At 73.7% G+C, this 23,995-nt stretch carries 22 protein-coding genes; 9 read left to right on the forward strand and 13 right to left on the reverse strand.

Going from position 1 to position 23,995, the window contains the following annotated elements:
* Positions 1 to 15: 15 nt before the first annotated feature.
* The 4 genes from dhaL to ssuE all read right to left on the reverse strand — a co-directional run bounded on the left by dhaL (position 16) and on the right by ssuE (position 3,435).
* A complete protein-coding gene (gene dhaL, locus FHS37_RS30730) occupies positions 16 to 678 on the reverse strand; it encodes a dihydroxyacetone kinase subunit DhaL (protein ID WP_229890042.1) in 663 nt (220 codons plus the stop codon).
* Between the two features lie 115 nt (positions 679 to 793).
* Positions 794 to 1,792, reverse strand: coding sequence for a dihydroxyacetone kinase subunit DhaK (locus tag FHS37_RS30735; protein WP_184827246.1), 999 nt, complete (start codon positions 1,790 to 1,792; stop codon positions 794 to 796).
* Between the two features lie 152 nt (positions 1,793 to 1,944).
* The gene (locus FHS37_RS30740) at positions 1,945 to 2,736 is read right to left on the reverse strand and encodes a sulfite exporter TauE/SafE family protein (RefSeq protein ID WP_184827248.1); all 792 of its coding nucleotides are present in this window, start codon (positions 2,734 to 2,736) and stop codon (positions 1,945 to 1,947) included.
* A 132-nt stretch (positions 2,737 to 2,868) separates the two neighbouring features.
* Positions 2,869 to 3,435, reverse strand: coding sequence for an NADPH-dependent FMN reductase (ssuE, locus tag FHS37_RS30745; protein ID WP_184827251.1), 567 nt, complete (start codon positions 3,433 to 3,435; stop codon positions 2,869 to 2,871).
* A gap of 918 nt (positions 3,436 to 4,353) precedes the next feature.
* Between ssuE and FHS37_RS30750 the strand changes: the two genes are divergently transcribed.
* The 9 genes from FHS37_RS30750 to FHS37_RS30785 all read left to right on the forward strand — a co-directional run bounded on the left by FHS37_RS30750 (position 4,354) and on the right by FHS37_RS30785 (position 13,596).
* Positions 4,354 to 5,583, forward strand: coding sequence for an acyl-CoA dehydrogenase family protein (locus FHS37_RS30750; protein WP_184827253.1), 1,230 nt, complete (start codon positions 4,354 to 4,356; stop codon positions 5,581 to 5,583).
* Positions 5,584 to 6,131: 548 nt separating this feature from the next.
* Positions 6,132 to 7,175 (forward strand): ABC transporter substrate-binding protein, encoded by a 1,044-nt coding sequence (locus FHS37_RS30755; RefSeq protein ID WP_184827255.1) that lies wholly within the window; start codon positions 6,132 to 6,134, stop codon positions 7,173 to 7,175.
* A gap of 4 nt (positions 7,176 to 7,179) precedes the next feature.
* Positions 7,180 to 8,016: an ABC transporter ATP-binding protein gene (locus FHS37_RS30760; RefSeq protein WP_184827257.1), complete on the forward strand. Its 837-nt coding sequence runs from the start codon at positions 7,180 to 7,182 to the stop codon at positions 8,014 to 8,016.
* Complete coding sequence (locus FHS37_RS30765; protein ID WP_184827259.1) at positions 8,013 to 8,963, forward strand: ABC transporter permease; 951 nt, start codon at positions 8,013 to 8,015, stop codon at positions 8,961 to 8,963. Before FHS37_RS30760 ends, FHS37_RS30765 begins: the two co-directional genes overlap by 4 nt.
* Positions 8,964 to 9,094: 131 nt before the next feature.
* A complete protein-coding gene (locus tag FHS37_RS30770) occupies positions 9,095 to 10,450 on the forward strand; it encodes an LLM class flavin-dependent oxidoreductase (protein WP_184827261.1) in 1,356 nt (451 codons plus the stop codon).
* A 174-nt stretch (positions 10,451 to 10,624) separates the two neighbouring features.
* Positions 10,625 to 11,524, forward strand: a complete 900-nt coding sequence (locus FHS37_RS30775; protein WP_184827263.1) for a TauD/TfdA dioxygenase family protein — start codon at positions 10,625 to 10,627, stop codon at positions 11,522 to 11,524.
* A gap of 93 nt (positions 11,525 to 11,617) precedes the next feature.
* Positions 11,618 to 12,076, forward strand: a complete 459-nt coding sequence (locus tag FHS37_RS30780) for an RrF2 family transcriptional regulator (RefSeq protein ID WP_184827265.1) — start codon at positions 11,618 to 11,620, stop codon at positions 12,074 to 12,076.
* 141 nt (positions 12,077 to 12,217) lie between these two features.
* The gene (locus tag FHS37_RS40890) at positions 12,218 to 12,319 is read left to right on the forward strand and encodes a putative leader peptide (protein ID WP_311136959.1); all 102 of its coding nucleotides are present in this window, start codon (positions 12,218 to 12,220) and stop codon (positions 12,317 to 12,319) included.
* Positions 12,320 to 12,489: 170 nt separating this feature from the next.
* On the forward strand, positions 12,490 to 13,596 hold the full coding sequence (locus FHS37_RS30785; RefSeq protein WP_184827267.1) for an ABC transporter substrate-binding protein: 1,107 nt from the start codon (positions 12,490 to 12,492) through the stop codon (positions 13,594 to 13,596).
* A gap of 30 nt (positions 13,597 to 13,626) precedes the next feature.
* On the opposite strand, the gene FHS37_RS30790 is transcribed toward FHS37_RS30785, so the two are convergent.
* From FHS37_RS30790 to FHS37_RS30830, 9 genes are all read right to left on the reverse strand, one after another.
* Positions 13,627 to 14,136 (reverse strand): O-acetyl-ADP-ribose deacetylase, encoded by a 510-nt coding sequence (locus FHS37_RS30790; protein WP_184827269.1) that lies wholly within the window; start codon positions 14,134 to 14,136, stop codon positions 13,627 to 13,629.
* Entirely contained in the window at positions 14,133 to 15,542 is a 1,410-nt protein-coding gene (locus FHS37_RS30795) for a phytoene desaturase family protein (RefSeq protein WP_184827271.1), read from the reverse strand. The genes FHS37_RS30790 and FHS37_RS30795 overlap by 4 nt, the downstream gene beginning before the upstream one ends.
* 78 nt (positions 15,543 to 15,620) lie before the next feature.
* Complete coding sequence (locus FHS37_RS30800; RefSeq protein ID WP_184827273.1) at positions 15,621 to 16,466, reverse strand: inositol monophosphatase family protein; 846 nt, start codon at positions 16,464 to 16,466, stop codon at positions 15,621 to 15,623.
* A gap of 100 nt (positions 16,467 to 16,566) precedes the next feature.
* A complete protein-coding gene (locus tag FHS37_RS30805; protein WP_184827275.1) occupies positions 16,567 to 18,396 on the reverse strand; it encodes a gamma-glutamyltransferase family protein in 1,830 nt (609 codons plus the stop codon).
* 175 nt (positions 18,397 to 18,571) lie between these two features.
* On the reverse strand, positions 18,572 to 19,246 hold the full coding sequence (locus tag FHS37_RS30810; RefSeq protein ID WP_184827277.1) for an N-acetylmannosamine-6-phosphate 2-epimerase: 675 nt from the start codon (positions 19,244 to 19,246) through the stop codon (positions 18,572 to 18,574).
* Positions 19,243 to 20,289, reverse strand: a complete 1,047-nt coding sequence (locus FHS37_RS30815) for an ROK family protein (RefSeq protein ID WP_184827280.1) — start codon at positions 20,287 to 20,289, stop codon at positions 19,243 to 19,245. The genes FHS37_RS30810 and FHS37_RS30815 overlap by 4 nt, the downstream gene beginning before the upstream one ends.
* Positions 20,286 to 21,245 (reverse strand): dihydrodipicolinate synthase family protein, encoded by a 960-nt coding sequence (locus tag FHS37_RS30820; protein ID WP_184827282.1) that lies wholly within the window; start codon positions 21,243 to 21,245, stop codon positions 20,286 to 20,288. The genes FHS37_RS30815 and FHS37_RS30820 overlap by 4 nt, the downstream gene beginning before the upstream one ends.
* Before the next feature lie 94 nt (positions 21,246 to 21,339).
* The gene (locus FHS37_RS30825) at positions 21,340 to 22,824 is read right to left on the reverse strand and encodes an exo-alpha-sialidase (protein ID WP_184827284.1); all 1,485 of its coding nucleotides are present in this window, start codon (positions 22,822 to 22,824) and stop codon (positions 21,340 to 21,342) included.
* Positions 22,814 to 23,866, reverse strand: a complete 1,053-nt coding sequence (locus FHS37_RS30830) for an acetylxylan esterase (RefSeq protein WP_184827286.1) — start codon at positions 23,864 to 23,866, stop codon at positions 22,814 to 22,816. Before FHS37_RS30830 ends, FHS37_RS30825 begins: the two co-directional genes overlap by 11 nt.
* Positions 23,867 to 23,995: the final 129 nt, after the last annotated feature.

The raw sequence follows: 23,995 nt of genomic DNA on the forward strand, positions 1-23,995 counted from the left end.
TGGACGGGCCGGCGGTCAGCCGGTGGACAGACGGGGCGCCAGGGAGTGCACGGTTCCGGCGGCGGAGTCGAAGAACAGCGCGACGCCCACCGCCCCGGGGTCCGGAATGCCCGTGGCCCGTTCCCCCAGGTAGCTCGCCCGGCCCCTGCGCGCCGTCAGGGACGCGGTGTCCCGCACCCCCCGCCACGCACCGTCCGCCGCCGCTGCCAGGGCCGCCGCGGTCGGCGTGCCCTGTGCCGCCCGCAACGCCGCGGCGGCCGGGGCCAGCGCGTCGACCAGCGTCTTGTCCCCGGGGGAGGCGTCCCCCACCCGGCGGATGGCGGCCAGGCCGCGGGCGGATCCCTCGGCGAGCGCGGCCGTCGTCAGGCCGGGGCCGGAACCGGCGGCCCTGCTCAAGGCCTGGAACAGCAGACCGAACAGGGGCCCGCTGGTGCCACCGATCTCGTCGAGGAAGGCGTCGGCCATGATCCCCAGGGTCTCCGCGGGGCCGGCCGGCGCCTCCCGCCGGTCCAGCAGCAGCCCGGCGGCCCGGACCCCGGCGGCGAGATTGGTCCCGAAGTCGCCGTCCCCCGCCTGCTGGTCGAGCGCGGTCAGTTCGGCCTCGGTGGCGTACACCGAGTCGGCGAAGCGACGTGTCCAGTCGCGGGTCCGCGCGCCGTCGAAAACGTCGGTCGTCACGGGATCGGTCGTCACGGGATCGGTCGTCACGGGATCGGTCGTCACGGGGTCGGTCGTCATGGTGCCGTCCTCCTGCTCCTGCCGCGGGCCGCCGGGAACGGGCCCGTCGGCCCGCTCACCAGCGCAACGCCGGGGTGCGGACCGGCGCGTCGTAGAAATCCAGCACGACCTGGTCGGCGACCATGAGGGTGAGGGAGAAGCCCCGCATGTCGAGCGCAGTGACGTAGTCGCCGACGAGGTGCCGGGCGAGCCGCACCCGCCGGGCGTCGAGGACCCGGCACAGCTCGCCGAAGACGCCGTACAGCTCGAGCGACGTGACCGAACCCAGGCCGTTGACCAGGGCGACGACCGGCTCGCCGGATCCGGGGCGCAGATCGTCCAGCAGCGCGTCCGTCATCTCCTCCACCAGCGCACCCACGCGCCCCTGGCCCCGGGTGCGGCCGGCGCGTTCACCGTGGATCCCGACGCCGTACTCCAGTTCGCCGGACGGCAGCGCGAACGCCGGTTCGCCCGTGGTCGGCGCGTGGTGGGCGGCGGAGGCGACGGCGAGCGTCCGGCACCGGCCTGCCACGGCGGTGCCGAACTCCACCAGCTTGTCGAGCCCCGTTCCGGCGTCCGCGGCGCCGCCCAGGACCTTCTCCACCAGCACGGTGGCGCCCGTGCCGCGGCGTCCGGCGGCGATCTCCTCGGAGTCGGAGGCGAGGTCGTCGTCGACGAGGACCCGCGCGCAGGCGATCCCCTCGTCGGCGAGCCGCTCGGCGGCGATGCCGAAGTTGATCCGGTCCCCCGTGTAGTTCTTGACGATGTGCAGCACGCCTTCCGGCCCCGCCACCGCGCGGGAGGCCCGGAAGACCTGCCGGTTGTGCGGAGAGGTGAAGATCCTGCCGGGACAGGCGGCGTCGAGCATGCCCGCGCCGACGTACCCGGCGTGCAGGGGTTCGTGCCCCGAACCGCCGCCCGAGAGGAGGCCCACCCGCCGGGTCGGCGCGGTGTGCCGGGCGGTGACGTACCCGTCGGCGGCGTCGTACTCCACGAGGTCCGCGTGTGCGCGGGCGAAGCCGGACAGCGCGTCGGGGACGAGTTCGCCGACGCCGTTCTCGAAGTACCCGGTCATGTGCGGCACCCCTTCCGTCCCCGGCGGCGAGGCCGGACGAGCCGGCCTCCGGACGAGATCTCCATGGTCGGGTGACGTCATGCGTACGGCAACTCGCGCAGTGTGCGGCCGGCCCGGCTTCCTTCCGGAATCCGGCGCCGGGGCCCGTTGCGTCATCGCGGTGACGGGAGTGACGGAACGGCGTAGAGCACCCCGAAGACCGCGGCCAGGGCGCCGAGCAGCAGGCGCAGGGCGGTCTCGGGCAGACGGCGCTGCAGGTGCGCCCCGAGGTAGCCGCCGATCAGCCCGCCCGAACCGCAGGCCAGCCCCAGGGACCAGTCGGGGGCGACGTCACCGGAGCCGGTCAGGGACAGCAGCGCGAAGGCCGCCGCACCGGCCACGGAAGTGACGAAGGTGGAGGCCAGGGCCGCCGGGGCGACCTGGCCCACGGGCATGCCTCGGCCGACCAGGACGGGGCCGAGGACGGAGCCGCCGCCGATCCCGTAGACGCCTCCGACGACGCCGACGGCCAGGGCCAGGCCCGTGATGCCGCAGGCCGAGGGATCCGTCACCGGCGCGGGACGGGCGGGCCGTAGGGTGCGGGCGATCAGCCACAGGCCCAGCGGCATCAGCAGACCGGCGACGAGCAGCCGGAAGGCGGTGGGGCCGGGGACGGCGAAGACCCGCACCACCGCGCCGACGGCCACGCCGGGCAGGGTGCCGGCCACCAGACGCCGGGTCAGCGGGCTGTCCAGCAGGCCCGCACGGTGGTGGCGCAGCAGGGCACCGGGCCCGGCCACCACGTTGAACAACAGGTTGGTGGGGGTGACCGCCGGACCGGGCACGCCGAACACGCTCAGCTGGACGGGCAGCAGGAACACCGCGCCCGAGACCCCCACGGGTGTGGTCGCCACCGCGATCACCAGGCCGGCGACCAGCCCGCACAGCTCTGCCGCCCCCGCCACCTCAGCCCTCCGGTCGTCCGGACGTCCACCCGGTGCCGCCCTCGCCCACCGGCACCGTCGGCAGCCCGGTCCCCGGGGGCCGTGCGCTCCGGACGGCCGGAGTCGTTCTCCGCCGGTCGGCGGTGGTCACGGTCACGCCGCCCGTCCGGCGGCCGCCACCGGGGCCGTACGGCCGTCGAGGGCGTCGGAGAACCGGTCGACGACCTGCGCGAGGGCCTCGGCCGCGCCCCGGGCGACGGTCAGGGTGCCGTCGTCGTCCACCGCGATGTCCTTGTCGAGGGTGAACCAGCCCTGGACGATGTGCGCGGCCCCCATGGAACTGAGCACCGGGCGCAGCGCGTAGTCGATCGCCAGGACGTGCGCCGTGGTCCCGCCGGTCGCCAGCGGCAGGACGGTCTTGCCGACCAGCCCGTACTGCGGCAGCAGGTCCAGCAGGGACTTCAACAGCCCCGAGTAGGCGGCCTTGTACACGGGGGTGCCGATCACCACCCCGTCGGCGCGGGCGAACAGTTCGGTCGCCTCGACGATCGCCGGGTGCCGGACGTCGGCGCCGAGCAGTGCCTCGGCGGGTACGGTGCGGACGTCGAGCGGGATCACCTCGTGCCCCTGGGCGGTGAGCCGCCGGTCCAGGTGGCGCAGCAGCCGGGCGGTTCGGGAGGCGGCGGAGGGGCTTCCGGAGACGGACAGGACGGTGGCCATGGCGGATCCTTCGGGAGCGAGGGGTTTTCGTGGGATCGGTGCGGGACGGCGTACCGCGGCGGACTGCGACTGCGCACCCCGCGATGACCACTTGTCGGTCCTGGGCGGCGCAGGGGTACGGCGGAGCAGCTCCCCGGAGCCGAACGTGACGGCGTTTCAGGTGGCCGGAGGTTCCAGGTGGCCGGAACCGGTGGCGAGCAGATGTGGCGACGCCGGGACGTGGGCCCCCGGCGAGGTCGGGCAGCGGTGGAGCCCGTCAGGTCCCGCAGCCCCGTCCGTAGACGGGTTCAGCGCGTGTCCGGCGCGTGCGTACGGCGGTGCCGCGAGGGGGGGACCAGGCCCGCGGCGGGGTCACCGAGGGAGGGGAGGGCCGAACGGACGGCCCGCTGCCGCGTCAGGCGCGACACGCGGCCGACCACACCAGACCGAAGTCGATGTGGTCGCGGGTGACCAGGCGCTGCTCGGCGTTCATGCGGTCAATTGAGCAGCACGCCCGGCCTCTCGTCAACCACGGCCCGCATGCCGGACCGGCGGTCGGCGGTGCTCGGCGGCCACCCTCGCCGACGTCTTCCCTATATTTCCCATCGATTTACTAGGGAAGCGTTGACGACCCGGCCGACGGGTGCGCAGGATGATGCACATGTCCCCCACGCAGCAGCGACTCGTTCGTCGCCGGCATGTCGACTCCTGTCACGTCGTCAGCGCCGCCTGCCCTCGTGGGTGAGGCGTGCGGCCCGCACGTCGCGCACGCCACTCCCCTCCTTCCCCCTCCTCCACATCGCGCGCCCGCGCCGCAGGCTCGGCACGGCTCACCGGCACCGGACCGTCACCGTACGGCGCGTGGGCCACACGTACGCGCCCGGCGGCAGGAGAGTCCCGACACCGCACCCTGCCGACGACCCCGAGGAGACCACGACCATGGGTGTTGCCACCGCGCCGTCCGGCCCCGCGGCGGAACCCGACCGGACCGGGCCCGGCCGCGCGCACTGGCTGCGCGTGGCGCGCGAGACGGCGGACGACCTGGCCACGGACGCGGTCGCCAGGGAGCAGGCGGGCAAGGCCCCGTTCGACGAGGTGTCCCGGCTGCGCGAGTCGGGGCTGCTGACGCTCCTCGTACCGGCGGAACTGGGAGGAGGCGGCGCGGACTGGCCCACGGCGTACGCCGTCGTCCGGGACATCGCCGCGGCCGACGGTGCGATCGGCCAACTGCTGGGCTGCCACTACTTCCTGTCATGGAGTGCCCGGTTCCTCACCGGGTCCCCTGCCGCCGCCCGGCTCCAGCGGGAGTCCGCGACGGAGCAGTGGTGCTGGGGCGGCGGTCTCGCCCGTCAGGAACCGCCCCTGACGCTGGCCAGGACCTCCGCCGGCCATCTGCTCGACGGCCGGCAGAGTTATGCCACCGGGGTCCTGGTCGCCGACCGCCTGGCCGTGCGGGCCGTGCGGGACGACACCGGCGAGCCGCTCGCCGTCATCGTCGATCCCGCCCGTCACGGCGTGGGGGTCGACGGTGACGACGACACCTTCGGCCAGCGCCTCGCGGCCGGCGGCAGCGTGGAGTTCGACCGCGTACCGGTCGCCGCCGACGACGTACTGGGGTCCCTGTCCGTGGACGAGGACGTCCTGTCGCCCCCGGCCGCCCTGGCCTCGCCGATAGGGCGCCTCCTCTCCGTCCAGCTCCGGCTGGGCATGGCCGAGGGAGTGCTCGCCGAGGCCCGTGAGTACAGCAGGGCGGGCCGCTCGCCCCGGCACCCCTCCTGGCAGGCCGGCCCTTCCCCGGACCCGCAGGTGCTGAGCGCCTACGGCGAACTCACCGTCCTGACCCGCTCCGCGTCCGCGCTCGCCGACCAGGCGCAGGAAGCCGTGCGCGGCGGACTGGCGCGAGGCGAGGACCTCACGTACGACGAGTACGCCGAGACCTCGGTCCTCGTGTCCATGGCCGAAGCCGCGGCCACCAGGGCCGTGCAGGAGTCCACCGCCCGCGCCCTCGACGTCATCGGCACCCGTTCCGCTTCCTCACGGCTGGGGTTCGACCGCTTCTGGCGCAATGCCCGGACCCACACCCTGTACGAACCCGTCGCCCACCGGCTCCGCGATGTCGGGGACTACTTCCTCAACGGCACGCACCCTCCGTTCGTCCTGCCCGTCTGACGTTCGTCCGGCCCGTCCGACCGTACGACGCCGCTCGGACTTTCCGACCGAACCGGCATGAGCGCCATTCCCCCCGCCGCACGGCCCCGCATCCGGATGATTGTGAACGCCGCACTTCATCCCCATGTCGAGCGGTTCAGGATATGAGATGTCCGCGCGGAATGCATTGACTCGACCAGGCCCCGCTGCAACCCTTATGAATGTGAGCAATTTCGAGAAACTCGCCGCGCGCCTGCACGTCGACCTTCGACGCCAGGCCAGCGCCATCTGTGCCGTCGGCCGCTGAACGCGCTGACGGGCGTCGCTCTCCCGCTCCGTTCTCCCAGCCGGCCGGCACGGCGGTTCCCGGCGTCGCAGGCCTATTTCCGGCACAGCGGGCCTTTTCCCGGCACAGCGGGCCGATTTCCGGCAGAAACACCTGACCGGCTCTCTTCCCTTTCGGGCTCCGCTTTCCTCGCGCACGGTTTCCGGGCGCTCTCGTCTTTCATTCCCTCTGCCGTTCCCTCTGTCATTCCACCGACCCCATTCGTGCGAACAGGATCTCTCCCATGGCCGCTACGGCATCGACCCGACGCCAGTTCCTCTCCCTGCTCGGTCTCTCCGCGGTGGCCGTGAGCTGCGGCACGACCGCCGGAGCCGCTTCCGGCAAGGGCCAGACCAAGACGCTCCGGTACCAGGGCTGGGCGGGTCAGGTGACCCTGCCGGAACTGGCCGAGGACCTGGGTTATCTGGAGGACGTGAGGCTGGAGTGGGTCGGCAACACCATCAGCGGGCCGCAGGACATCCAGTCCGCGGCCACGGGCCAGGTCGACTTCGGCGGCGCGTTCAACGGCGCGGTCGTCAAACTGGCGGCGAACAAGGCCCCCGTCAAGGCCGTCATCAGCTACTACGGGTCCGACAGGTACGCCTACAACGGCTTCTACGTCCTCGAGGACAGTCCCATCCGCTCGGCCGGGGACCTGATCGGCAAGAAGATCGGGATGAACACGCTCGGAGGCCACTCCGAAGCCATGCTCGACCTCCATCTGCGGCGTGGCGGACTGTCCCGGGCGGAGATCGGCGAAGCCGAGCCCCTCGTGGTTCCACCGGTCAACACCGAGCAGACGCTGCGGCAGGGACAGATCGACGTGGCCGTGCTCAGCGGCATTCTGCGCGACAAGGCACTGGCGGCCGGGGGCATCCGTCCGCTGTTCACCGACTACGAACTGCTCGGCGCGTTCAGCGCGGGCACCTACGTGATGACGGACCGCTTCCTGAGGCGGAACCCGGACACGACCCGGACCTTCGTCACCGCCGTGGGACGGGCCATCGAGTGGTCCCGTTCCACGCCGCGCGAGGAGGTCGTCGCCCGGATGACGGACATCGTGAGGAAGCGCGGCCGCAACGAGGACACCGCGCCCCTGAAGTACTGGCGGTCCTACGGCGTCGCCACCGAGGCGGGCCTGATCACCGGCGAGGAACTCCAGCTGTGGATCGACTGGCTGGCCGACCGCGGTGACATCCGGAAGGGCCAGGTCACGTTGCCGGACCTCTACACGAACGAATTCAACGGCGCCAAGAAGTCCTCCTCCACCGCGAAGGGCGGGAGCTGATCCCATGCCGGAGTCCACCACACCCAAGATCCTGTTCGAGGACGTACGGAAGGAGTTCACCGTCCGGGACCGGGCGGGGACCCGGCAGGCCACCCGGTTCACCGCCCTCGACGGCATCGACCTGGAGATCGCGGCCGGCGAGTTCGTCGTCCTGGTCGGCCCCAGCGGCTGCGGGAAGTCGACGCTGCTGGACCTGCTCGGCGGCCTCACCCGGCCCACCGGCGGACGGATCCTGCTGGACGGCGAACCCGTCACCGGACCGGGCCTGGACCGGAGCATCGTGTTCCAGCAGTACGCGCTGCTGCCGTGGCGCACCGCGCAGGGCAACGTCGAGTTCGGTCTGGAGGCCAGGGGCGTCCCACGACGTCGACGTGCCTCTCGGGCCAGGGAGTTCCTGGACCTGGTCGGCCTCTCCGGCTTCGAGGACCGCCATCCGCACGAACTGTCGGGCGGGATGCGGCAGCGGGTGGCGATCGCCCGCAGCCTCGCCTACGACCCCGACGTGCTCCTGATGGACGAGCCGTTCGCCGCGCTGGACGCCCAGACCCGGGAGTCGCTGCAGGACGAACTGCTCCGCGTCTGGCAGCGCACCGGCAAGACCGTCGTCTTCATCACGCACGGCATCGACGAGGCCGTCCACCTGGGACAGCGCGTCGCCGTCATGACGTCCAGGCCGGGCCGCATCAAGCAGATCGTGCCGGTCGCCCTCGGCTCCCGCACGGCGACGGACGACCTCCGCTCCAGCCCCGAGTTCGCGCGACACCGGCACGAGATCTGGTCACTGCTGCACGACGAGGTGGCCAGGGCCCAGCAGTCGGAGAAGGAGGAGACCGCCGTATGAGTCCCGCAACCGGCACGGCCGCGGAGAAGACCACCGCACCGGGCTCCGTGAACACCGCCGTACCCGCCCCGGCCGCTCCCCCCGCCGCGTCCGCCGGATCCGCGCCGCGTGAGACGGCGCCGGCGGACGTGCGCCGGGTTCCCTCCCGGGCGGCCCGGGTCCGTCCGGCGATCCGCCGACTGCCGTACCTGCTGGTCAAGGGGGCCGCCAAGTCCGTCGCGCTCGTGGCCCTGCTCCTGCTGTGGGAGACCGCACCGCGGCTCGCCCTGGTCGACCGGACGTTCCTGCCGCCGTTCAGCGAGGTCGCCCAGGCCTGGTGGGGGCTGGCAGCCGACGGTCAGCTCGCCGACAACGCGCGTGCCAGCCTGGTGCGTTCGTTCAGCGGGTTCGGGCTCGCCGTGGTCGTCGCCCTGCCGCTCGGCCTGCTGATCGGCTGGTACCGGCCGGTCGCCGACCTCCTCGGACCGCTGCTGGAGGTGTTCCGCAACACCGCCGCCCTGGCCCTGCTGCCGGTGTTCGTGCTGCTGCTGGGCATCGGCGAGACCTCGAAGATCTCCATCGTGGTGTACGCGTGCACCTGGCCGATCCTGCTCAACACCATCAGCGCGGTCCGCACCGTCGATCCGACCCTGCTGAAGCTGGCGAAGTCGATGGGCCTCTCCGCGCCCCGGCTGTTCCAGAAGGTCGTCCTGCCGGCCTCGGTGCCGGTGATGTTCACCGGCATCCGGCTGGCCGGAGCGGTGTCGATCCTGGTGCTGGTCGCCGCCGAGATGATCGGCGCCAAGGCGGGACTCGGCTACCTGATCAACTCCTCGCAGTACAACTTCGCGATCCCCCAGATGTACGCGGGCATCATCACGATCTCCGCCGTCGGCGTGGCCTTCAACCAGTGCCTGGTGGCCGTGGAGCGGCGGCTCAGCTCCTGGCGCGTACCGGCCGGCGGCTGACCCGGCCGACGGCTCGTCCCCTCCCCGTCACCCCGCTCCCCCGTCACCCCGCTCCCCCGTCACCCCGCTCCCCCGTCGCCCCGCTCCCCCGTCACCCCGATCGCCTCACCACCCCGATCCGAGGAACCCCCATGACCGCGACCAGCCCCCGACGCCTGCACCTCAACGCCTTCCTGATGAACGCCGGCCACCACGACGCCGCCTGGCGCCACCCCCGTGCCCAGCCCGAAAGGGTCACCGATCTCCGCTACTTCCAGCAGCTCGCGCAGACCGCCGAGCGCGGTCTGCTCGACTCGGTCTTCCTCGCCGACGGCCTCGCCCTGGGAGGCAGGGTCCGGCACAACGCCCTCGGCGGCTTCGAACCCCTCACCCTGCTGTCCGCCCTGGCCGCGGTCACCGAGCGCGTCGGCCTGATCGCCACCGTCTCCACCACCTTCAACGAGCCCTTCCACACCGCCCGCAAGTTCGCCTCCCTGGACCACATCAGCGGCGGCCGGGCCGGCTGGAACATCGTCACCTCCGGCACCGTGGACGAGGCCCGCAACTTCGGCCGGGACCAGCACCTGGAGCACCGGCTGCGCTACGAGCGGGCACGGGAGTTCCTCGAGGTCGCCACCAAGCTGTGGGACAGCTGGGAGGACGACGCGATCCTGCTCGACCGTGAGCGAGGCGTCTACGCCGACACCGACAAGGTGCGGGAGATCGGCCACCGCGGAGAGCACTTCGGGGTGCGGGGGCCCCTGAACGTCCCCCGTCCCCCACAGGGACACCCCCTGCTGGTGCAGGCCGGTTCGTCGGAGGACGGCAAGGAGTTCGCCGCCCGGTACGCCGAGGCCGTCTTCACCGCCCAGCAGACCCTCGCCGACGGCCAGTCCTTCTACAAGGACCTCAAGTCCCGGCTCGCCCGTCACGGCCGCGCCGAGGACCAGTTGCTGGTGCTTCCCGGCATCGCCCCCGTCATCGGTTCGACGGAGGCGGAGGCCCTGGCGCTGGAACGGGAACTGACGGAACTCCAGGTGCCCGAGTACGGGATCGCCCAGCTGTCCGGGATGCTCGGTACCGATCTGACCGGTCTGCCGCTGGACGGGCCGCTTCCCGAGCTGCCCGGGGAACGGGACATCAACGGCAACAAGAGCCGTTTCACGCTCGTCGCCGAACTCGCCCGCCGCGACGGCCTCACCCTGCGCGAACTCATCGCCCGCCTCGGTGCCGGCCGCGGTCACCGGGTGTTCGCCGGCACCCCCGACCAGGTCGCCGACCAGCTCGAGGAGTGGTTCACCCAGGGCGCCGCCGACGGCTTCACCATCATGCCGCCCCATCTGCCGGGTGGCCTGGAGGACTTCGTCGACCACGTCGTGCCGATCCTGCAGCGGCGCGGCCTGTTCCGCACCGAGTACACCGGGCGCACCCTGCGCGAGCACTACGGCCTGCCCCGCCCCGCCAACCGGCTGGCCCCGGCGGTCGCGGCGGAAGGCAGGCCCGCCTGACCGGGCCGGGCCCCCACGGACGTCCCGGTGGCCGGCGGCCACAGCGCCGCCCGCACCGAGGAGCGCCCGGACCCGCGGGCGCCTCCCGCCCGTCACCTCCCGACGGCTTCCCGACCGATCACCTCTCCACCGATCACCCCTTCACCGATCGCCTCCCGGAAGGAACACCCGCACATGACCACCAGCACCGGCTTCGACATCCGCAGGATCGGCGGCCGCATCGGCGCCGAGGTCCTCGGCGTGGACCTGTCCACCGACCTCGGCCCCGCCGTCGTCACCGAGATCGGCTCCGCGCTCCTGGAACACAAGGCGCTCGTCTTCCGCGACCAGAACCTGGACGACGCGGGCCAGCTCCGCTTCGCCTCCCTCTTCGGTGAGCTGACCACCGCGCACCCGACGGTCCCCTCCGTCGACGGCCAGCCGAACATCCTGCCGGTCGACGGCGACGAGGGGATCCGCGCCAACCACTGGCACACCGACGTCACCTTCGTCCGCACGCCCCCGAAGGCGTCCACGCTGCGCGGCATCGTGATCCCGCCCTACGGCGGCAACACCCTCATCGCCAACGCGGCCGCCGCCTACCGGGACCTGCCCGAGCCGCTGCGCGAGCTGGCCGACCGGCTGTGGGCGGTGCACACCAACGACCACGACTACGCGGCCCCGAGGACCGAGAAGGCGGCCGAACACCGCAGGCGCTTCGTCTCCCGCACGTACCGCACCGCCCACCCGGTCGTGCGCGTCCACCCCGAGACCGGGGAGCGCGGACTGTTCATCGGCGGCTTCGCCCAGAGCATCGTCGGCCTCGGCCCCTCCGACTCCCGCGACCTGCTGCGCGTCCTCCAGTCGTACGTCACCCGCCCGGAGAACATCGTGCGGGTGGCCTGGGCACCGGGCGACCTCGTCCTCTTCGACAACCGCATCACCCAGCACTACGCCCCCGACGACTACGGCGACCTGCCGCGCCTGCTGCACCGGGTGACCGTCGCGGGCGACGTCCCCGCCGGGATCGACGGCACCCTCAGCCACGTCGTCGAGGGCGACGACGCCTCCCACTACACCCCCGCCGCGGCCTGACCGCCGCGGGCCGCCCGGGCAGGGGCGGGTGTCCCTGCCCGGGCGGCCCACCCGCGGCGGACAACGGCGGAAGCCGTACGGGATAATGTGCCCATGCGGATCTCAGCCAGGGCGGACTACGCGGTACGCGCCGCGCTGCAGCTCGCCGCGTCCCGGGAGGACGTGCCGCTGAAGGCCGAGGCCATCGCCGACGCCCAGGACATTCCGCACAAGTTCCTCGAGAGCATCCTGAACGACATGCGCCGGGGCGGTCTCGTGCTCAGCCAGCGCGGCGGCAACGGCGGCTACCGGCTGGCCAGGCCCGCCGAGTCCATCAGCATCGCCGACGTCATCCGCACCGTGGACGGACCGCTGGTCTCGGTGCGCGGCGTCCGCCCCCCGGAGCTGTCCTACACCGGCCCCGCCGAGTCGCTGCTCCCGCTGTGGATCGCGTTGCGGTCCAACGTGCGCGAGATCCTCGAGGGCGTGTCGCTCGCCGACGTCGCATCGGCCCGGCTGCCCGCCGCCGTCTCCGCGTTGACCGACGCCCCGGGAGCCTGGGCAAACCCCTGACCCACCGGCCGACCGCCACCGATCCCACATGGTGAGTAGACGGCATCCACCATGTGAACACCCCCTTGGGACGGGCGCCGTCTTCTGCCACGATCCCTACCAACCAGGTAGGAAAACCAGGGATCTACGGGAGGGGTGGCCGTGGGAACGCTCGACCGCGCAGCCCGGTCCCTGCCCCTCCTGACCTCGCGTCGCCACGTCGACCTCGCCCGTACCTCCAGTGCCATCTGTCGGCCCCTCTGACGCCGCAGGACCCGACGCCCTCCGAACCGGCACCGCCTCCCGCCGCCCCGGCTCCGCCGGCGGCCGAGGAGCGGAGTGCCGGTGCGTGGCCAGAGGCCGTGCGCCCCGCGTCCGCGCACCCTCCCCGATCGCCCGTTCCCTGATCGCCCGTTCCCCGAGAGGACACCTCCGTGTCTGCCGCAAGACCGCTCACCGCCCTGCGTACCCTCGCCGTCACGGCCACGCTCCCCCTCCTGCTCACCGCCTGCGGCTACGGTTCCGCGTCCACCGACGACGACAAGCGGACCGGGGTCGCGGCGGGCGCCGAGAAGCTCTCCGCCGGCGAGGTGCGGATCGGCTACTTCCCCAACCTCACCCACGCCACGGCCCTGGTGGGCGTGCAGGAGGGCCTGTTCCAGAAGGAGCTCGGCGGCACCACGATCAAGGCGTCCACCTTCAACGCGGGCCCCTCCGAGATCGAGGCGCTGAACGCCGGTTCCATCGACATCGGCTGGATCGGGCCCTCCCCCGCCGTCAACGGCTACACCAGGTCGAACGGCAAGAACCTGCGCATCATCGGCGGATCCGCCTCCGGCGGTGTGAAGCTCGTCGTCAACCCGGAGAAGATCAAGTCCCTGGACGACCTCGAGGGCAAGAGGATCGCCACGCCGCAGCTCGGCAACACCCAGGACGTCGCGTTCCTCAACTGGGCCGCGGAGAAGGGCTGGAAGGTCGACGCGCAGAGCGGCAAGGGCGACGTCTCCGTCGTCCGCACCGACAACAAGGTCACCCCGGACGCCTACAAGTCCGGTTCCGTCGACGGCGCGTGGGTACCGGAGCCGACCGCGTCCAAGCTGGTCGCCGAGGGCGCGGAGGTCCTCCTGGACGAGGCCGACCTGTGGCCCGGAAAGAAGTTCGTCATCACGAACGTCATCGTCCGGCAGGCGTTCCTCGAGGAGCACCCGGACGTCGTCGAGGCCGTGCTGCGGGGCTCGGTGAAGACCAACGAGTGGATCAACACCAACCCGGAGGAGGCGAAGGCCTCCGCCAACGAGGCGCTGGAGGAGCTGTCGGGCAAGGCGCTGCCCGCCGAGGTCATCGACCCGGCGTGGAAGTCCATCACCTTCCTCGACGACCCGCTGGCCTCCACCCTCAACTCCCAAGCGGAGCACGCGGTGAAGGCCGGTCTGCTGAAGGAGCCCCGCCTGAAGGGCATCTACGACCTCGCACCGCTCAACAAGGTCCTCGAGGCCGAGGGCAGGGAAGGGGTCGACGACGCCGGCCTCGGCGCCGGGTGACGGCGGCCGGTCCGCCCCACCGCGGTCCCGTCAGCGAAGCCGCGCGGCGAACGCCTCGTACGCCCGCTCGTCGAAGAGCACGAACCTGACCTCCTCGACCGACGTCTCCGCCGCCCGCACCGTCTCCACCGCGATCCGGGCGGCGTCCTCCAGCGGCCAGCCGTAGATGCCGGCGGAGACCGCCGGAAAGGCGACCGTACGTGCGCCCAGTTCGTCCGCCACCCGCAACGACTCCCGGTAGCACGAGGCCAGCAGCTCGGACCGGTCCGCCTCGGGGGTGAAGCGCGGGCCGACGGTGTGGATCACCCAGCGGGCGTCCAGGTCGCCGGCGGTGGTGGCGACGGCCTGCCCGGTGGGCAGGCCTCTGCCGTAGTGGGAGGCGCGGAGCCTGCGGCAGTCCTCCAGGATCGCCGGGCCGCCGCGGCGGTGGATGGCGCCGTCGACGCCGCCTCCGCCGAGCAGGGACGAGTTCGCCGCGTTGACGATCGCGTCGGCGCTCTGGCGGGTGATGTCGCCCCGGACGAGGGTGAGGGTGGTCATGTCTGTCGCAGCCTCCTCCAGACGGCCTTCGCCGCGTTGTGTCCCGACATGCCGTGCACCCCGGGGCCGGGCGGGGTGGCCGAGGAGCAGATGAAGACCGCCGGGTGCGGGGTGGTGTACGGGAACAGGGACAGTCCGGGGCGCAGCAGGAGCTGGAGTCCGGAGGCCGCGCCGGTGGCGATGTCGCCGCCCACGTAGTTGGCGTTGCGGGTGGCGAGCTCGGGCGGTCCCGCGGTGGCGCGGGCCAGGACGCGGTCGCGGAACCCGGGTGCGTAGCGCTCCAGTTGGCGCTCGATCGCGTCGGTGAGGTCACCGGTCCAGCCGTGGGGGACGTGCCCGTAGGCCCAGAAGACGTGCTTGCCCTCCGGGGCCCGGGTGGGGTCGGCGACTCCGGGCTGCACGGTGATGAGGAACGGCGCGTCGGGGGCCCGGCCCTCCCGGGACGCGGCGCGCAGGGCGGCGGAGATCTCGCCGCTGTCCGCGCCGATCTGCACGGTGCCGGCGACGCGGGCCTCGGGCGCGGTCCACGGCACCGGGCCGTCCAGCGCGTAGTCGATCTTGAAGACACCGGGGCCGTACCGGTAGCGCGCGTAGTGGCCGCCGAAGCCGGCGATGCGGGCCAGGGCGGTGGGCGAGGTGTCGAAGACGTAGGCGCGGGCGGGCGGCAGGTCGTCGAGGCGCTTGACCTCGTAGTCGGTGTGGACGCCGCCGCCGAGGTCCTTCAGGTACGCGGCGAGGGCGTCGGAGAGGGCCTGGGAGCCGCCGCGGGCGACGGGCCAGCCGCGGGCGTGCGCGGCGAGGGCGAAGACGAGGCCGACGGCGCCGGTGGCGAGGCCGCCGAGGGGGGCCATCACATGGGCGACGAGCCCCGCGAACAGGGTCCTGGCCCGCTCGTCGCGGAAGCGGCGCATGAGCCAGGTCGACGGCGGCAGGCCGACCAGGCCGAAACGGGCGAGGGTGACCGGGTCGCGGGGCAGCGCGGTCAGGGGCAGCGACATGAAGTCGCGGGCCAGGGTGTCCCACTTGGGCAGGAAGGGTTCGACGAGGCGGCGGTACGGGCCGGCGTCGCGCGGTCCGAAGGAGGCGGCCGTCTCGCCGACCGACCGGGACAGCACGGCCGCCGTGCCGTCCGGGAAGGGGTGCGCCATGGGGAGCTTCGCGTGCAGCCATTCCAGGCCGTAGCGCTCCAGCGGGAGGGCGCGGAACGCGGGTGAGTTGATGCCGAGGGGGTGCGCGGCGGCGCACGGGTCGTGCCGGAAGCCGGGCAGGGTGAGCTCCTCGGTGCGGGCGCCGCCGCCCACGGTGCCCTTCGCCTCGAACAGGGCCACCGAGAAACCGCGTCGGGCCAGCTCCACGGCAGCGGTCAGCCCGTTCGGCCCCGCCCCCACCACGACCGCATCGAGCATCGACGGCACCTTCGGACTCCTTCGTCAGCCGACGGCCACTGGAGGATCAGGATATGCCGGGGCGCTGACGCCGGGAGATCAGGCTCCGTCCGACAGCAGCCCCGCCACCCGGCGCGCCGTGGCCGCGTCGCGGGCCGCGGTGAAGGGGAGGGTGTTGCCGCCCGTGATGCGGAAGGGCTCGCCCGCCCGGGTCAGGTGGGTGCCGCCGGCCTCCTCGACGAGGAGCAGGCCGGCCGCGTGGTCCCAGGCCGCTTCCCAGGAGAAGGCCGTGGCGTCCGACTCGCCGCGGGCGACGGCGAGGTACTCCAGTCCGGCCGAGCCACAGGGGCGGGGCGCCACGCCCTCGGTCCGCAGGCCGAGCAGGGCGCGCTTCTGTTCGTCCGTGGTGTAGTCCGGGTGGGAGGTGGCCACGCGCAGGTCGCGGCCGGGTTCCGGGGAACCGGCGTGGAGCCGCTCGCCGTCGAGGTACGCGCCCCGTCCCCGTACGGCCGTGGCGAATCGGTGACGGGCGGGGGCGAAGGTCCAGGAGGCGTACAGGACTCCGCGTCGGGCGAGGGCGACCAGGGTGCAGAATCCGGTATCGCCGTGCACGAACTGCCGGGTGCCGTCGACGGGATCGACGATCCAGACCGGCGCCTCGCCGCGTATCGCCTCGTACGACGCCGGGTTGGCGTGCACGGCCTCCTCGCCCACCACGACCGAGCCGGGCAGCAGGGCGACGAGCGCCTCCGTGAGGTACAGCTCCGCCTTGCGGTCGGCGTCGGTCACGAGGTCGTGCGGGCCGGCCTTCAGGTCCACCTCGTGTTCGGCGAGTCGGCGCCAGCGCGGCATGATCTCCTGCGCGGCGGCCCTGCGGACGGTCTCCTCCACGTCGGAGGCGTGCCGGGCGAGAAACTCTTCGATGGTTTCGCTGTCCTTGATCATGCCCCCATGAGACCACGTGCCGCTGACAATCCTCACTGATCCGGTGCACTCCGGGTGGAATCGGCATGAAAATGGGGTGCCGTCCCGAGGGGGCGTGGGTTCAGCGGCCCACCGCGTAGCCCTGCATGCCGCGCGGGTTCGCCGCCGCCGAGAGGACGCCCGTCCCCGGGTCCCGGGCGACCGCGCACAGCCGGCCCTCCGACCAGGCGCCGCCGACCGTCACGTCGTGGCCGCGGCGCCGCAGCTCCGCCACCACCGCGGGGTCCGTGCGGGACTCGACGGTGACGCTGCCGGGACGCATGCCGCGCGGGTAGAAGGAGCCGGGGAAGCCGTCGTTGTGCCAGTTCGGCGCGTCGATCGCGCCCTGCAGGTCGAGGCCGCCGCGCACCCGCTCGCGCAGCGCGACCGCGAGGAAGAAGTGCAGTTGCCACTGGTCCTGCTGGTCCCCGCCCGGGGTGCCGAACGCCATCACCGGGACTCCGCCGCGCAGCGCGAGGGACGGCGTGAGGGTCGTCCGGGGGCGGCGGCCCGGGGTGAGCGTGCCCGGCAGGCCCTCCTCCAGCCAGGTCATCTGGAGCCGGGTGCCGAGCGGGAAGCCCAGCTCGGGGACGACGGGGTTGGACTGGAGCCAGCCTCCGCTGGGCGTGGCCGCGATCATGTTGCCCCAGCGGTCCACGACGTCCAGGTGGCAGGTGTCGCCCCGGGTGGAGCCGTCGGCGGAGACGACCGGTTCGCCCGGCACGGGGGACGTCGGCAGCTTGGCGACCGTCGGCTCACCGACGCCCATCGGGTTGGAGCCGGGCTCCTCGGTGGCCACCCCGCGCGCGTGGGCGCTCAGCCGCGGGGTGCGTCCGCCCGGGTTGCCGGGTCGCAGCTCGTGGGAGGCGCGCGGGCCGATCCGGGTCCGCCGCTCGGCGTTGTACTCCGCCGACAGCAGGTCGTCGAGCGGCACCTCGGCCGCGTCGCCGTACCAGGCCTCGCGGTCGGCCATGGCGAGCTTGCAGCCCTCTATCAGCAGGTGGACGTAGTCGGCGGAGCCGTAGGGAGGCAGTTCCGGAGGGAGCAGGGCGAGTTGCTGGAGCAGGACCGGACCCTGGCTCCAGGGGCCGGCCTTGCACACGGTCCAGCCGTCGAAGTCGTACGTCACCGGGGTCTCGTAGGTCGCGGACCAGGCGGCGAGGTCGGCGGCCGTCAGCGTGCCGGTGTGGTGCTCGCCGCTGGTGTCCAGGGTGGGGCGGGCGGCCTGCCGGACCAGGGCCTCGGCGATGAATCCGGTCCGCCACACCTCCCGCGCGGCGTCGATCTGCGCCTCCCTGTCCCCCGCCCCGGCGACCTCGGCCAGCAGCCGCTTCCAGGTGGCGGCGAGGGCGGGGTTGCGGAAGAGCTCGCCGGGGCGCGGCGCCCGGCCGCCGGGCAGGTACACCTCGGCCGAGGAGGTCCACTCCGTCTCGAACAGCTCCCGTACGGTCTCGACGGTCGCGCCGACGTTCTCCACGGGCGCGTGCCCGTGTTCGGCGTAGCCGACGGCGTACTTCAGGACGTCGGCGAGGGACTTGGTTCCGTGGTCGCGCAGCAGGAGCATCCAGGCGTCGAAGGCGCCGGGGACGGCGGCGGCGAGCGGTCCGGTGCCGGGGACGAGGTCCAGGCCGAGCCCCCGGTAGTGGGCGACGGTCGCACCGGCGGGGGCGACGCCCTGCCCGCACAGCACCCGCACCTCGCCGCCGGCCGGGGCGAGGAGGATGGGCACCTCGCCGGCCGGTCCGTTGAGGTGCGGCTCGACGACGTGCAGCACGAAGGCCCCGGCCACGGCCGCGTCGTAGGCGTTGCCGCCGTCCTCCAGCACGGCCATCGCCGACTGCGAGGCCAGCCAGTGGGTGGAGGACACCATGCCGAAGGTGCCCTGGAGGGTGGGGCGGGTGGTGAACCGCATCTCTCACCTCGGTGTTCGCGTACGCCTGCCGGTCCCGCCCGGACCCGCCCCGCTCCGGGGGTCCGGGGAGTTCCGGCTCGACTCCGGTCGGCCTGATCAGGCAGCAGGCTACCGATCCCCCGGACGTCCCCGCGTACGGGGCGACGGGGTTCGACGACGGCCCCGGCGCGGCCCGTCAGGAGGTGAGCCCGGCCACGAACGCCCGGGTCAGCGCGGTCGGTGCCGTGATGGCGGTGCCCACGACGACGCTCAGCGCGCCCGCCGCCAGCGCCTCGGCGGCCTGCTCCGGGGTCGCGATCCGGCCCTCGGCGATCACCGGGGTGGGGATCGCGGCGGCGAGGTCGGCGACGAGGGCCAGGTCCGGGGCGGTCCGGCGGGGGGAACCCGGCACGTAGCCGGACAGCGTCGTCCCCACGAAGTCGGCGCCCTGCCCGGCGGCCGCACGGCCCTCGTCGAAGGTCGACACGTCGGCCATGACCAGGGCGCCCGCCGCGTGGACGGCCTCGACGAGCTCCGCGAAGGTGCTGCCGTCGGGGCGCGGGCGCGCGGTGGCGTCGGCCGCGACGACCGCGGCCCCCGCCTCCACGAGGGCGAGCGCGTGGCGCACGGTCGGGGTGATGTAGACGCCCGTGTCGCCGTCCTTCCACAGGCCGATCACCGGGAGGCCGACGGCCGCGACGGTGGCCGCGACGACCTCCGGTTCGTTGACGCGCACGGCCGCCGCGCCGCCGTCCCGCGCCGCGAGGGCCATGCGGACCAGGGTGTCGGTGTGGCGCATCGGGTCGCCGGGCGGAGCCTGGCAGGACACGATCAGTCGGCCCTTCAGGGAGTCGGCCAGGGGCAGGGTCATCGCGGGGCTCCGGTGGTGTGGGGGTGGTGCAGGGGCAGCGTGCGGGGCAGGGCGGCGGCGCCCAGGACCGCGGCGTCGGCTCCGCCGCGCGGCGGGACGGGGCGCAGTTTCCGCAGCGGGGGCATGAGTTCGGCGGCGAAGGCCGCCTCCAGGGCGTCCGTGTACAGCGCGCCGATGCGGGGCACCCCGCCGCCGACGACGACCCGGTCGGCCCCCAGCGTGTTGGCGAGGCCGCCCAGGGTGCGGCCGACGGCCTCGGCGCCCAGGACGATGGCCGCGGTGGCGTGCGGGTCGCCCTCGGCCGCGCGGGCGGCCACGGTCTCCAGGCGGTCGGCCGGGACTCCGCTCGTCCGCGTGTAGTGGGCGGTGATGCCGGGTCCCGCCGCGATCGCCTCGAGGTGGCCGGTGGCGCCGCAGGTGCAGGGCAGCCCGTCGGCCTCGGGGCTCGGCAGGTGGCCGAGGTGCCCGGCGATGCCGGCCGTGCCGTGCAGCACGCGTCCGGCCGCGGCGACGGCGCCGCCCACACCGGTGCCGACGGCCGCGTAGATCAGCGTGAGGCCGCCGTCGCGGTCCGCGCCGCCGTCGTGGGCGGCCCCACCGTCACGGGCTCCACCGGCGGCCGGCACGGCGGAGCCGGGTCCAGCCCCTCCTCCGCGAGGATCGGACAGTTCGGAAAGTTCCGTGGCCGCGGCGGCGCGTACGTCGTTGTCGCAGGCCACCGGGAGTCCGGTGCGGTCGGCGAGGCCGGCGGCCAGGGCGGTGCCGGCCCAGCCGCGGAGGGTGCCGGTGGCGCTGGTGACGGTCCCGGTGGCGGGGTCGATCACTCCGGCGGCGGCGACGCCGATCGCCGTGGTGCCCGGCGCCCGGACCGCCCGGGCGGCCTCGGCCAGCGCGTCGAGCACCGCCTCGGCGCCCTCGGTCGCCGGGGTGGGCAGCCGGTGCCGGGCCAGGACGGCGCCGTCGCCCGCGACCAGGGCGGCGGCGATCTTCGTGCCGCCCAGGTCGAGGCCGATCACGGGTGCGTGCGGGTGCCGTGCCGTCATCGGACCGGGAGCAGTCCGGCGCCGCGCAGCCGCTCCTCGACGAGGGCGATCGACGCGTCGCTCAGCTGGATCTGCGGGGCGGCGGTGGTGCCGTGCGCGAAGACGCCGAGCAGCCGCAGCGCGTGCTTGAAGGCGCCGATGGCGGAGGAGTTGCGGCCCATCTCGTCCTCGGGGCCGGCGTCGACCATCCCGAACAGCTCGACGAGCCGCTCCTGTTCCTTGACGGCACGGTCGAGGTCGCCGCCGCGCACGGCGTCGTAGAGGCGTACGTATCCGGCGGGGTCGACGTTGCCCAGGCCGGGGACGACGCCGTCGGCGCCCGCCAGCAGGGCGGCGTCCACGGTGAGCTCGGATCCGGTGAGGACGCTGAAGGAGGGGGCCGGGCCGTCGGCGCGGCCGTGGCGGCCGCCGAGTCCGACGATGAGCCGGCGCAGGCCTCCCTCGTCGCCGCTGCTGTCCTTGAGGCCGGCCAGCGTGCCGTCCGCGGCGAGTTCGCGCACCAGGGCGACGGAGAGCTTGCTGTGCACGGAGACCGGGATGTCGTAGGCGTACAGGGGCAGGTCGACGCGGGAGCGGACGGTGCGGAAGTGGCGGGCGATCTCGACGGGGTGGGTCCGGGCGTAGAAGGGCGCGGTCACGACCAGGGCGTCGGCGCCGGCCGCGCGGGCGGCCTCCGCGTGGGCGAGCACGCGGGGGGTGGTCGTGTCGATGGCGCCGGCGAGCACGGGGACGCGGCCGGCGACGGCCTCGACGACCGTCTCCAGGGCGACCGCCCGCTGCCGGTCGGTGAGGAAGGCGACCTCGCTGCTGGAGCCGAGGGCGAACAGGCCGTGGACGCCCCCGCTCACGAGGTGCTCGACGTGCCGGGCGAGCGAGGCGGTGTCGACCTCGCCCGATGTGTCCAGAGGGGTGCAGACGGGCGGCACGACGCCGCGCAGCGGCTGGGACGAGGACATGGGAGGGGCTCCTGGGTTGTGCGGTGAGGCGCGGGTGGTACGGGAAGGGAACGGGCCGCCCCCGCGAGAGGTCACGCGGGCGGCCCGGGTCGGGTCAGGGTGCGGTGACGGTGAGCGTGCCGTCACCGTGGGACCGCTGCCAGCCGCGCACGAGGTACGTGGCGGTCGTCGGCACGGTGCCCGCGGTGGCGTTCGCGGGGACCGTGACGGGGATCCTCATGTTCGCGCCCTGACCGGGCTCGAGCGCGGGCACGGCCACGGCCGGGGCGCTCCAGCCCGGGGGCAGCCCGAGGGAGACCGTGCCGGAGGGCAGGTCCTTGTCGTTCTGGCTGACGACGCGGACGGTGACCTCGGTGGTCCTCCCGGCGGGCAGGGAGGCGGGCGGGGTGACCGTGACGGGCGCGCAGACCCCGCCGAGCCACTGCAGGTCGAAGGAGGAGTAGGTGACGTGCCGGTGGTCGGCGCGTTCCCACAGCAGGCCCACCCGGGGGTTGGGGGCGGTGCCGTCGCCGAGCGGGGTGAGCGTCGAGTAGGCGGCCGAGCCGGCCTCGACGGTCTTGCGCACCGGCCAGTTCTGCCCGTTGTCGCAGGAGAGCCGGACGGTGAGGTTGCTGCGGCTGTCGGTGGTCGCCGTGTTGCTGAACATCAGCCAGGAGGCGCGCGGGTGGGTGGCCGGCACGTCCGGGGCGAAGCGCATGACCGAGCCGTTGTTGGCGGGGTCGGGCAGTTCCTTGTCCTGCTGGAACGGCGTGTAGGTGACGCCGCCGTCGGTGGAGTGGGCCACCGTGCGGTACGGGGCGGAGCGGTTGTTGAGCATGACGCGGCCGTCGGACAGTTCGACGGTCTTGTTCTCGTCGCCGCCGGGACCGACCGGGGTGCCCGTCTTCCAGGTGGCGCCGTGGTCGTCGCTGTAGGCGCTGACCGCGTAGTTGGCGCCGTTGTGGCGGACGGCGTACTGCTGGATCAGGCGGCCCGCGTACTTGCCGTGGCGCAGCTGGACGCCCTCGCCCGAGGAGGCGAACATGCCGGCCCAGGCCGGGTTCTTGATCTCGGCGGTGATCCGCTCGTGCTTCCAGGTCAGGCCGTCGTCGTCGGAGTAGCTGTAGTCGGCCTGCAGGACGTTCGGGTCGCTCTCGTCGTTGCCGGTCGCGGAGCCGAAGAATCCCTGGTTCACGGAGGCCGCGTAGAAGACGAAGATCCGCCCGGTCTCCCGGTCGACGAGGAGACTGGGGTCGCCGTAGCCCTTGGGCGCGGGGTCCTTGCGCACGACCTGCTGCGTCTGCCAGGTGGCGCCGTCGTCGGTGCTGCGCCGCATCACGACCCCGAGGTTGCCGGGCAGGTCGGCGAGGGTGGGGCGGGCGTCGTACGCGGCGATCAGCGTGCCCTTGGTCGTCTTGGTCAGCGCGGGGATGCGGTAGTACGGGGAGCCGGTGCCCGCGGTGGCGATGTCCTGCGAGGTGAGGGTGCCGGGAGCGAAGGCGGCCTGCCGGCCGGCCGTGTGCGCGGCGGGCGTGCCGGCGGCCAGCAGGGCCAGGGCGGCGCCCGCGGTGACGGTGGCCAGGGTGGCTCTACGCTGCATGGACGGGCCTCTTCTCGGGTGGGGTTTCAGGCGAGTCGGGGGTCGTGCGGGGTGGAGGGACCGGGGTCGTCCGGGGAGCGGCGAACAGCTCCCGGACCCAGGCGAGCTGCTCGCGGCGGTGGTGGCCGCCGCCGCCCTCGTGGCCGTTGAACTCGTAGACCCGCAGGTCCTTGGCGCCGCCGTAGCGGTGGTAGGCGGCGAAGCAGGTGGAGGGCGGGCAGATGTCGTCCATCATGGCGATGGAGAACAGCGACGGGGCCGTGGCGCGGGCGGCCAGCAGGGCGGCGTCGACGTAGGACAGGGTGGTGAGGACGGTCTCGGTGCGGTCGCGGTGCAGGCTCAGGTACTCCGCGATCTCGGTGTAGGGGGGCGCGCCGGCGATCAGTGCCCCGCGGCGGATGTCGCACAGGAACGGGGTGTCGGGCATGACGCCCGCCAGGCCCGGGACGAGCCCGGCGACCGCGAGCGAGATGCCGCCGCCCTGGCTGTGTCCGGTCACGACGACCCGGTCCGGGTCGACCGCCGGGTGGGCGCGGGCGGCCTCGACGAAGCGCACGGCGTCGGTGTAGACGCGCCGGTAGTAGTGGTGGTCGGGGCTGTCCACGCCCCGGGTCAGGAAGCCGGGGACGTCGCCGTTCAGGGAGACCGTGTCGGGGGTGTCGCCCCCGGCGGTGGACCAGCCCTGGCCACGGGTGTCCATGACGAGGTGCGCGTGGCCGGCGTTGGCCCAGAGCACCTGCTCGTGCGGCAGGCCGCGGCCGCGGCCGTAGCCGAGGAACTCCACGACGCAGCCGAGCGGGCCCTCGGCCCCGGCGGGCAGGTGCAGCCAGCCCCGGACGGGCTCGCCCGCGAAGCCGGGCACGGCCACGTCGTAGGTCGTGATCTGGGTCAGGCCCGTGTCCACGGGTGTGAAGCGGGGGGTTCCGTCGGCCGCTCGGGCCGTTCGCAGGGTCCGGTCCCAGAACGCGTCGAGGTCGGCGGGTTCGTCGAGGTCGGGCCGGAGGGCGAGGCACTCGGCGAGGGTGAGGTCCGTCAGTGGCATGGAGAGGGCCCCGGTGGGTGAGGCGTGCGCGCGGCGCAGCGCGGTGAGGTCCGGCTTGAGAACAGACGTCTGATGTCTGCTGTCCTGGGACCCTAGGGATCCGGAAGACGCCCGTCAAGTACCCCGCCC

Origin of the sequence: Streptomyces griseomycini, assembly GCF_014203535.1 — a bacterium.
Classification (GTDB): Bacteria; Actinomycetota; Actinomycetes; order Streptomycetales; family Streptomycetaceae; genus Streptomyces; species Streptomyces griseomycini.